Source organism: Pseudomonas syringae group sp. J248-6, from assembly GCF_032586995.1.
GTDB classification, from domain to species: Bacteria; Pseudomonadota; Gammaproteobacteria; order Pseudomonadales; family Pseudomonadaceae; genus Aquipseudomonas; species Aquipseudomonas amygdali.
On sequence record NZ_JAWHOP010000041.1, the window covers coordinates 1 to 10,076 of the forward strand.

10 protein-coding genes are annotated in these 10,076 nt (G+C 58.3%); 8 read left to right on the forward strand and 2 right to left on the reverse strand.

Annotated features, from left to right (window positions below; genetic code table 11):
* The first annotated feature begins 233 nt into the window (after nucleotides 1-233).
* The gene (locus RYC17_RS26670) at nucleotides 234-854 is read left to right on the forward strand and encodes a LysE family translocator (protein WP_219170482.1); all 621 of its coding nucleotides are present in this window, start codon (nucleotides 234-236) and stop codon (nucleotides 852-854) included.
* Nucleotides 855-935: 81 nt separating this feature from the next.
* Here the strand turns inward: RYC17_RS26670 and metK are convergent, their stop codons facing one another.
* Both metK and RYC17_RS26680 read right to left on the reverse strand, forming a co-directional pair.
* Complete coding sequence (gene metK, locus RYC17_RS26675) at nucleotides 936-2,126, reverse strand: methionine adenosyltransferase (protein WP_002555698.1); 1,191 nt, start codon at nucleotides 2,124-2,126, stop codon at nucleotides 936-938.
* 20 nt (nucleotides 2,127-2,146) lie between these two features.
* Nucleotides 2,147-3,142, reverse strand: coding sequence for an ArsR/SmtB family transcription factor (locus tag RYC17_RS26680; RefSeq protein WP_057454833.1), 996 nt, complete (start codon nucleotides 3,140-3,142; stop codon nucleotides 2,147-2,149).
* A 259-nt stretch (nucleotides 3,143-3,401) separates the two neighbouring features.
* Between RYC17_RS26680 and tkt the strand changes: the two genes are divergently transcribed.
* From tkt to fba, 7 genes are all read left to right on the forward strand, one after another.
* Complete coding sequence (gene tkt, locus RYC17_RS26685; RefSeq protein ID WP_011169753.1) at nucleotides 3,402-5,399, forward strand: transketolase; 1,998 nt, start codon at nucleotides 3,402-3,404, stop codon at nucleotides 5,397-5,399.
* A 170-nt stretch (nucleotides 5,400-5,569) separates the two neighbouring features.
* Complete coding sequence (epd, locus tag RYC17_RS26690; protein ID WP_316904782.1) at nucleotides 5,570-6,613, forward strand: erythrose-4-phosphate dehydrogenase; 1,044 nt, start codon at nucleotides 5,570-5,572, stop codon at nucleotides 6,611-6,613.
* Nucleotides 6,614-6,635: 22 nt separating this feature from the next.
* The gene (locus RYC17_RS26695) at nucleotides 6,636-7,799 is read left to right on the forward strand and encodes a phosphoglycerate kinase (RefSeq protein WP_316904783.1); all 1,164 of its coding nucleotides are present in this window, start codon (nucleotides 6,636-6,638) and stop codon (nucleotides 7,797-7,799) included.
* Nucleotides 7,800-7,826: 27 nt separating this feature from the next.
* Nucleotides 7,827-8,057 (forward strand): hypothetical protein, encoded by a 231-nt coding sequence (locus RYC17_RS26700; RefSeq protein ID WP_316904784.1) that lies wholly within the window; start codon nucleotides 7,827-7,829, stop codon nucleotides 8,055-8,057.
* Nucleotides 8,058-8,142: 85 nt separating this feature from the next.
* The gene (locus RYC17_RS26705; protein ID WP_004654900.1) at nucleotides 8,143-8,340 is read left to right on the forward strand and encodes a hypothetical protein; all 198 of its coding nucleotides are present in this window, start codon (nucleotides 8,143-8,145) and stop codon (nucleotides 8,338-8,340) included.
* Between the two features lie 52 nt (nucleotides 8,341-8,392).
* Nucleotides 8,393-8,719, forward strand: a complete 327-nt coding sequence (locus RYC17_RS26710; RefSeq protein WP_002555692.1) for an MliC family protein — start codon at nucleotides 8,393-8,395, stop codon at nucleotides 8,717-8,719.
* Nucleotides 8,720-8,833: 114 nt separating this feature from the next.
* On the forward strand, nucleotides 8,834-9,898 hold the full coding sequence (gene fba / locus RYC17_RS26715; protein ID WP_004654897.1) for a class II fructose-bisphosphate aldolase: 1,065 nt from the start codon (nucleotides 8,834-8,836) through the stop codon (nucleotides 9,896-9,898).
* Nucleotides 9,899-10,076 lie beyond the last annotated feature (178 nt).

A 10,076-nucleotide genomic window follows, 5' to 3' on the forward strand; every position in this document is an offset into this window, starting at 1 on the left:
CTCGACGCTCTGCGTCGTCAAGAGGACGCGGAGCGTCCAGAAAGGCATGCGACGCAGAGCGCCGCACGATAGTCGCGACTGCACCTGCCCCTTCGTGAGCAAGCTCCCACAAAGGCTGGGTACGCATGGCCTTTCCAGTACAGCCCGGCCGCATTTCACGGCGCAGCTGTGTCTTGACCGCTCATTAAAAAAAGCCAGACTGAGTAGTTGATTCAACTCAGGGATTGGAGCCAATGGACATCTCGACTCTTGCTGTATTCATTCCGGCCTGCTTTGCGCTGAACATGGCGCCCGGTCCGAACAATCTTCTGTCGATCAGTAATGCTACGTGCTATGGCTTCACCAGCTCTTGCGTCGGCGGAGCGGGGCGCTTGTTGGCGTTTGTCATCATGATCGCCTTGGCTGGTGCAGGACTGACTGCCGTGTTGCATACGTCCGAATGGTTGTTTCATGTGATCAAGGTCGTTGGTGCGGCGTATCTGTTTTATCTCGCGGTGCAGTTGTGGCGCGCTGCTCCGTCCATACAGGACCAGGCAGCGGTCACAACAGCCAACGCTGGCAGCCTTGCGCGGCAAGAGTTTCTGGTGGCTATTGGTAATCCGAAAGCGATCCTGCTGTTTACTGCTTTTCTTCCGCAGTTTGTGGATCAGCAGAGTGATGTGTCAGGTCAGTTCGCGGTGCTGGGTAGTTTGTTTCTGGTATTGGAGTGCGTAGCGATCGCGTTGTATGCCGCGATGGGGATACATGCTCGTCGCCTGTTGGCGAAACCCAGTGGCAAGCGGTTGTTCAACAGGGTGTGCGCAGGGTTGTTGGCGGGCGCTGCATCGGTACTGCTGGTGTCGCGGCGTGCTTGAAGTGTGAACGCGGAATAACTGCCGCGCAGACGAAAAAAAGCCCCGAAACGACCAGGTCGTTCGGGGCTTTTTTCTGGTTTTTTACAGGCCGGCAGCGGCGCGCAGGGCGTCGGCGCGGTCGGTTTTTTCCCAGGTGAAGGCGGTGAAGGTGTCATCGCCAACGGTCATTTCGACCGGGGTACGACCGAAGTGGCCGTAGGCCGCAGTGGCCTGGTACATCGGGTGCAGCAGGTCGAGCATGGTGGTGATGGCGTATGGGCGCAGGTCGAAGTTGTCGCGGACCAGCTTGATGATCTTGTCATCGGACAGCTTGCCGGTGCCGAAGGTGTTCAGCGATATCGACGTCGGCTGTGCCACGCCGATAGCGTAGGACACCTGAATTTCGCAACGCTCGGCCAGACCGGCAGCGACGATGTTCTTGGCCACGTAACGACCGGCGTAAGCAGCCGAACGGTCAACCTTCGATGGGTCCTTGCCGGAGAATGCACCGCCACCGTGACGGGCCATGCCGCCGTAGGTGTCGACGATGATTTTGCGGCCGGTCAGGCCACAGTCGCCTACCGGGCCACCGATGATGAAGTTGCCGGTCGGGTTGATGTGGAACTGAGTGTCCTTGTGCAGCAGGTGCGCAGGGATGACGTGCTTGACGATCAGCTCCATCACGCCTTCGCGCAGGTCCTTGTAGGACACATCCGGGTTGTGCTGAGTCGACAGTACGATGGCGTCGACGCCGACAACCTTGCCGTTTTCGTAACGGCAGGTAACCTGGGATTTGGCATCCGGGCGCAGCCACGGCAGCAGGCCGGATTTACGCGCTTCGGCCTGACGCTGCACCAGTTGGTGAGAGAAGGTGATCGGTGCTGGCATCAGCACGTCGGTTTCGTTGCTGGCGTAGCCGAACATCAGGCCCTGGTCGCCAGCGCCCTGATCTTCAGGCTTGCTGCGGTCAACGCCTTGGGCGATGTCTACCGACTGTTTGCCGATGATGTTCATCACGCCGCAAGTGGCGCCGTCGAAACCGACGTCGGAGCTGTTGTAGCCGATGTCGAGGATGACGTTACGCACGATGTCTTCCAGATCGACCCAGGCCGAAGTCGACACTTCGCCAGCGATGATTGCCACACCGGTCTTGACCAGTGTTTCGCACGCTACACGGGCGTATTTGTCTTCAGCGATGATAGCGTCCAGAACCGCGTCGGAAATCTGGTCGGCGATCTTGTCCGGATGCCCTTCGGACACGGACTCGGAGGTGAAAAGTGAATATTCGCTCATCTCTACGGGTTTCCTTCATTTTACCGATGGTGAGTGTCGCCAGCCGGTCGCTGAAAATGGCGAACCTGGATCTGGAAACCATTACGTAAGCCTACATAGAGGCTTTCCCCGGGAACTAGCCCCGCAGCGATGGCCCAACGGGCCAGGTCTTCCTGCTCGAAACCTAACCAGAGATCGCCACAGGCCTCCCTGGCCCAGCTCTGGTCATGACTACACAATTCTGTTACCAGCAAACTACCGCCGGGTTTTACGTGTTCGGCCAGTTGCCTGAGGGCCTGGGCCGGGACTGCGAAATGATGCAGCACCATGTTGAGGACGACGCAGTCGGCACTGACTTTAGCGTCCGTCAGTGCATCGGCCAGCCTCAGCTCAACGTTAGCCAGCGCCTTGCGCTCGCAGACGCCACGCGCCAGGTCCAGCATCACCGGGCTGTTGTCCATCGCGATAACCTGGCGGAAGCGCCGGGCCAGCTCTGGCAGAAAGCCGCCGTCGCCGGGGCCTACTTCAAGCGCCGTTGCCTGCGCGCCGAAGCTCAGTTTGTCGAGCAATGTCAGCAGGCTTTCGCTGTACTGCGCCAGACCGGCGATCAGGTCTTGCTGGGCACGAAACTTTTCGGCGGTACGGGCAAAGAAATCCTGGCTGGCCAATGCACGTTGCCGATGCACCAGACCTATGCGGCTCTGTACGTCTTCCGGCAGGTTCAGGGTGTCCACTTCATCAAGCAGCGCCGCATGTAGCCTGCCGCCCGGCAATTCAGTGTGGGGCAGGGCGCGACGGTAGAAAATCGCGTTGCCTTCACGCCGCGTTGCAACCAGATCGGCCTGCGCCAGCACCTTGAGGTGGTGACTCATGCCAGACTGGCCAATGGCAAAAATCTGCGCCAGCTCAAGCACGCCGAACGAATCGTTGGTCAGCACACGCAGTACGTTGAGCCGCAAGGGATCGCCGCCGGCCTTGCACAATGCAGAGAGGTCGTCGCATGCATCATGGCGAATGGCAGGTACACGCAGGTTCATAGCTGCGCAGTCTAGAGAGCGATCCGGAGCGCTGCAAGGGCAATATCAAAAAGTTTTGATATTGCTGGGTGGGTGGCACCGGTCAGGCATTGTGAACTTGTTGCGCTGACGGGTAATCCAGTCTTTACAGGGCAAATAATGTCCGTAACTCCGGAAAAAAGCCTATGGTCGACTATCTGTGATTGCCCCCGGCCTGTCCCTGAGGGAAAATGGCCGTCTTTTTTCCGATCCTAATTTTACAATTCCCAGGAGATCAGCGATGCCAAGCCGTCGTGAGCGTGCCAATGCTATTCGTGCCCTAAGCATGGATGCCGTGCAAAAAGCCAACAGCGGCCATCCGGGTGCCCCGATGGGCATGGCGGATATCGCCGAGGTTCTGTGGCGTGATTATCTCAAGCACAACCCGGCAAACCCCGCGTTCGCTGACCGTGACCGTTTCATTATGTCCAACGGCCATGGTTCGATGCTGGTCTATTCGTTGCTGCACCTGACCGGCTACGACCTGTCCATCGACGACCTGAAAAACTTCCGTCAACTGCACAGCCGCACACCGGGTCACCCCGAGTTTGGCTATACCCCAGGCGTTGAAACCACCACTGGCCCATTGGGTCAGGGTTTTGCCAACGCCGTCGGTTTTGCCGCTGCCGAGAAAACCCTCGCCGCACAGTTCAACCGTCCAGGCCATTCCATCGTTGATCATCATACCTACGTGTTTATGGGTGATGGCTGCATGATGGAAGGTATTTCCCATGAAGTCGCTTCCCTGGCCGGCACGTTGCAGCTGAAAAAGCTGATCGCGTTCTACGACGACAACGGCATCTCCATCGATGGCGAAGTCGAAGGCTGGTTTACCGACGATACGCCTAAGCGTTTCGAGTCGTACGGCTGGTTGGTTATCCGCAATGTCGACGGTCATGACCCTGAAGAAATCAAGACCGCCATCGACACCGCGCGCAAGAGCGACAAGCCGACGCTGATCTGCTGCAAGACCACCATCGGCTTTGGCTCGCCGAACAAGCAGGGCAAGGAAGAATCCCACGGTGCGCCGCTGGGTGCAGACGAAATCGCCCTGACCCGTGCGGCCCTGAAATGGAACCACGGTCCTTTCGAAATTCCGGCTGATATCTACGCCGAGTGGAATGCGAAAGAAAAAGGCCTGGCTGCCGAAGCCGAGTGGGATCAGCGCTTTGCTGCCTATTCCGCTGCGTTCCCTGAGCTGGCCAACGACTTCATTCGTCGCATGAGCGGCGAGTTGCCTGCTGACTTTGCGGAAAAATCCGCTGCTTATGTCGCCGAAGTCAACGCCAAAGGCGAAACCATCGCCAGCCGTAAGGCCAGCCAGAACGCCTTGAGCGCACTGGGCCCGTTGCTGCCGGAAATTCTCGGTGGTTCGGCCGACCTGGCCGGCTCCAACCTGACCATCTGGAAAGGCTGCAAGAGCATCACTGGCGAAGACCCCAACGGCAACTACCTGCACTACGGTGTTCGTGAGTTCGGCATGGGCGCCATGATGAACGGTATCGCCCTGCACGGCGGCTTCGTGCCGTACGGCGCAACCTTCCTGATCTTCATGGAATACGCTCGCAACGCGGTGCGTATGGCCTCGTTGATGAAGAAGCGCGTGATCTACGTATTCACCCACGACTCCATCGGTCTGGGCGAAGACGGCCCGACTCACCAGCCGATCGAGCAACTGACCAGCCTGCGTACTACGCCGAACCTGGACACCTGGCGTCCGGCAGATGCCGTGGAATCGGCCGTGGCCTGGAAACACGCCATCGAGCGCAATGACGGTCCATCCGCGTTGATTTTCTCGCGTCAGAACCTGACTCACCAAGCGCGTGAACAGCAGCAAATAGATGCCATTGCCCGTGGCGGCTATGTACTGCGTGACTGCGCTGCAGAGCCTGAGCTGATCCTGATCGCGACCGGTTCGGAAGTCGGTCTGGCTGTGCAGGCGTATGACAAGCTGACCGAGCAGGGTCGCAACGTTCGTGTGGTCTCCATGCCATGCACCAGCATCTTCGAAGCTCAGGATGCGGCCTACAAGCAGGCTGTTCTGCCACTGCAGGTCAGTGCACGTATTGCTATCGAAGCGGCTCACGCCGACTACTGGTACAAATACGTGGGTCTGGAAGGTCGCGTGATCGGCATGACCACGTTCGGCGAGTCGGCCCCTGCGTCAGCCTTGTTCGAAGAGTTCGGCTTTACTCTGGAAAACGTCTTGAGCACGGCTGAAGAGCTGCTCGAAGACTGATCAGCTATGTAATGTTGTGTTGTGTGGGAGCGAGCTTGCTCGCGAAGAAAGCGCCTCGGTGAGTCTGGCAAACCGGGTGCTCTCATTCGCGAGCAAGGCGGATCGCGCCCCGGTCGCTCCCACAGGTTTTATCGTTTACGCAATCAGATCCATCCTCTGGCGAAAACTTCATGCCCCAGCCCCGCCCTTACAAAGTTGCTCTGAACGGTTACGGCCGTATTGGTCGTTGCGTCGTTCGCGCACTGTGCGAGCGGGGGGCCAAGGCCGGGTTTGAAGTGGTTGCCATCAATGATCTGGCCGACATGGCCAGTCTCGAATACCTCACGCGCTTTGACTCCACACACGGCCGGTTTCCCGGCGAAGTGCGGGTCGAAGGGCAATACCTGCATATCAATGATCACCGCATCAAGGTCCTGCGCAGTGCAACGCCGGAATGCATCGACTGGGCCGGTCTGGAAGTCGATCTGGTGCTTGAGTGCTCCGGTGTCTACAACACTCGCGAAGACGGCCAGCGCTTTCTGGATGCCGGTGCGCCGCGGGTGCTGTTTTCCCAGCCGATGGCCAGCGAACGGGATGTCGACGCCACCGTGGTGTTCGGCATTAACCAGCACAAGCTGACCGGCCGCGAGTTGTTGGTCTCTGCCGCGTCGTGTACCACCAATTGCAGTGTGCCGCTGCTGCGTCTGCTGGATCAGGCCATCGGCCTTGAGTACATCACCATCACGACCATCCATTCGGCAATGAATGATCAGCCGGTGATCGACGCCTATCACCACGAAGATCTGCGCCGTACCCGCTCGGCGTTTCAGTCGATCATTCCGGTGTCCACCGGTCTGGCGCGAGGAATCGAACGGCTGCTTCCGGAACTTGCCGGCCGAATTCAGGCCAAAGCTGTTCGTGTTCCGACCGTCAATGTGTCTTGCCTGGACATTACGCTGCAAATGTCGCAAGACACCGACGCTGTCGAGATCAACCGTATTTTGCGTGAGGCCGCCACCAGCGGCCCGCTCAAGGGACTGCTGGCCTACACTGAGTTGCCGCACGCCAGCTGCGATTTCAACCATGACCCGCATTCGGCGATTGTCGATGCGAGTCAGACCCGCGTTTCCGGTCCCAGGCTGGTCAATCTGCTGGCCTGGTTCGATAACGAATGGGGTTTTGCCAACCGAATGCTCGACGTCGCCGATCACTTTCTGCGCGTCGCTGACCAATAACAGTAAAAAAACAGGAATGCTCATGACCGTCTTGAAGATGACCGACCTCGATCTGCAAGGTAAACGTGTACTGATCCGCGAAGACCTCAATGTCCCGGTAAAGGACGGCGTTGTCAGCAGTGATGCACGTATTCTTGCCTCGCTGCCGACCATCAGGCTGGCGTTGGAAAAAGGCGCGGCCGTCATGGTCTGCTCGCACCTGGGTCGTCCGACCGAGGGCGAGTTCTCTGCTGAAAACAGCCTCAAGCCGGTTGCTGATTACCTGAGCAAGGCATTGGGTCGTGATGTTCCGCTGGTTGCCGATTATCTGGACGGCGTTGACGTCAAGGCCGGCGATGTCGTGCTGTTCGAGAACGTTCGCTTCAACAAGGGTGAGAAAAAGAACGCCGACGAGCTGGCACAGAAATATGCGGCCCTGTGCGACGTGTTCGTGATGGACGCTTTCGGTACCGCTCACCGTGCCGAGGGCTCGACCCACGGCGTTGCCAAATTCGCCAAAGTGGCAGCGGCAGGCCCGTTGCTGGCCGCCGAGCTTGAAGCGCTGGGCAAGGCCTTGGGCGCTCCGGCTCAGCCGATGACTGCCATCGTTGCCGGCTCCAAGGTGTCCACCAAGCTTGACGTACTCAACAGCCTGAGCGGCATCTGCAATCAGTTGATCGTCGGCGGCGGCATTGCCAATACCTTTCTGGCCGCAGCGGGTCACAAGGTCGGTAAATCGCTGTACGAACCTGACCTGCTCGATACCGCGCGTGCCATCGCTGCAAAGGTCAGCGTGCCCTTGCCGAGTGATGTGGTGGTTGCCAAGGAATTCGCCGAGAGCGCCACTGCAACCGTCAAGCTGATCACTGACGTGGCCGACGACGACATGATTCTTGATATTGGCCCGCAAACCGCTGCGCATTTCGCCGAATTACTGAAATCTTCCGGGACTATCCTGTGGAACGGTCCAGTCGGCGTGTTTGAATTCGATCAGTTTGGTGAAGGCACCAAAACGCTGGCCAAGGCCATTGGCGAAAGCCAGGCGTTCTCCATCGCGGGCGGTGGCGACACACTGGCGGCCATCGACAAGTATGGTGTTGCAGAACAGATTTCCTACATTTCGACCGGTGGCGGTGCATTCCTCGAGTTCGTGGAAGGCAAGGTTCTGCCAGCGGTAGAAGTGCTCGAACAACGCGCCAAGGCTTGAATGAAAGCTTTGGACAAGGAGTGGTCAATGGTCAGGGCGTTACCGTGGTTTCTCATCGCAGGTTTGCTGGCCGGTTGCGCGGGCAAACCTGCGGTTGAAGAGGTGGAGAGCGACTCCTCGAGCCAACCGCTCCAGTTAAGCTGTTATCAGGCGGGCTGGCAGGCTGAAACGTTGCCGGTCATCTACAAGCGTGGCGGTCCGCAGGCATGGGATCGTTACGAGTTCATGCCCAGAACAGGCAATGTAGGATGTTTGTGAGCCAGGTCTGAAATCCGTTTGGCAACATTGACGGGCTTGGGCGGTCTTTAAAGAGTGGATATTTTTCCGGCAAAGGAGTTTCGCCATGAAGATCGCTGCCCTGGCTCTGATGAGCTGCGTTGTATTGGCTGGTTGTACCGGTTCTGGCTCGCATGCCAAGACCTGTCAGATATTCAGCCCGGCCTCTGTGAATGTGCCGACGACTGAAAACAGTCAACGGGTCGAGGCACATGTAACGGGTGAGCCGGCCGACGACCGTAAACAGGAACAGAACTGCCCCTGACAGTTGAGACGACCGGCATACACCGCGTTTCGCAGGGCAGCCAGGAGATGTAATGAGACGCGTGATTGCCCTTGGGGTTTTGGCAGTGCTTGGCGGTTGTTCGAGCCTGAGCACATCGCAGCACAATGACCCCTGGAACCGTTGGGTGTGTGACAGCAATGCAGAGGTCAACTGGCGCTACATCGATTCGGCCAAAAAGGAAGTCGATGTTCGTCTGAATCAGAGCGATCAGGTGTTCAGGCTCAAGGCTGAACCCGGCGCTGCCAGCGGAACGCTTTACAGCAACAATGTGTTGGCATTCGTCAACAAGGGTAGCGAGGGCCTGATCTATTGGGACGCTACCAACGATCTGATCGGTCGCGGCTGCAAGGCCAGATAAGTCGGATCTCGGGCACACACGCACAGCCTTCGTGGCTGAGCTTATAACTTGAATGGCAGCCGCCACTACGGCAGGCTTGCTCGATTAACGACCCTACCGGGAGAGAGATAGACAATGGCACTTATCAGCATGCGCCAGATGTTGGACCACGCAGCCGAATTCGGCTACGGCGTTCCAGCTTTCAACGTAAATAACCTGGAACAGATGCGCGCCATTATGGAAGCGGCCGACAAGACCGACTCCCCGGTGATCGTCCAGGCTTCTGCCGGTGCCCGCAAATACGCCGGTGCGCCGTTTCTGCGTCACCTGATTCTCGCCGCGATCGAAGAATTCCCGCACATCCCGGTGGTCATGCACCAGGACCACGGCACCAGCCCCGACATCTGCCAGCGCTCGATCCAGCTGGGCTTCAGCTCGGTGATGATGGACGGCTCGCTGCGTGAAGACGGCAAGTCCCCAGCCGATTACGACTACAACGTCGACGTTACCCGTCGCGTAGTGTCCTTTGCTCACGCCTGCGGCGTTTCCGTGGAAGGTGAGCTGGGCGTGCTGGGTTCGCTGGAAACCGGTATGGCCGGTGAAGAAGACGGCGTTGGCGCGGAAGGCGTTCTGGACCACAGCCAGATGCTGACCGACCCGGAAGAAGCCGCTGACTTCGTCAAGCGCACTCAGGTCGATGCCCTGGCCATCGCCATCGGCACCAGCCACGGCGCGTACAAGTTCACCAAGCCGCCTACTGGCGACATCCTGGCGATCGAGCGCATCAAAGAGATCCACAAGCGCATCCCGAACACTCACCTGGTGATGCACGGTTCTTCGTCTGTTCCACAGGAATGGCTGAAAATCATCAACGAGTTCGGCGGCGACATCAAAGAAACCTACGGTGTACCGGTCGAAGAAATCGTTGAAGGCATCAAGCACGGCGTGCGCAAGGTCAACATTGATACCGACCTGCGTCTGGCCTCTACCGGTGCAATCCGCGAATTCATGGCTAAAAACCCAAGCGAGTTCGACCCGCGCAAGTATCTGGCCAAAACCGTCTCGGCCATGCGTGACGTGTGCATCGCGCGCTACGAAGCCTTCGGCACCGCCGGCAACGCCTCGAAGATCAAACCGATCTCCCTGGACGCCATGTTCGAACGCTACGCGCGTGGCGAACTGGATGCCAAGATCAACTGAGTTGATTGCGCATTGAAAAAACCCGCAGAAATGCGGGTTTTTTTATAGCGCTTCGAAATTGGCAGCGCGGCGCAGATTTGTGACGCAGAGCGTCACGACAGGCATTCCCACGCTGGAGTGGTATGACCCCCGAAGGTTGGACGCAACCTTTGGAGGCGTCATGGGTAAATATACAGAG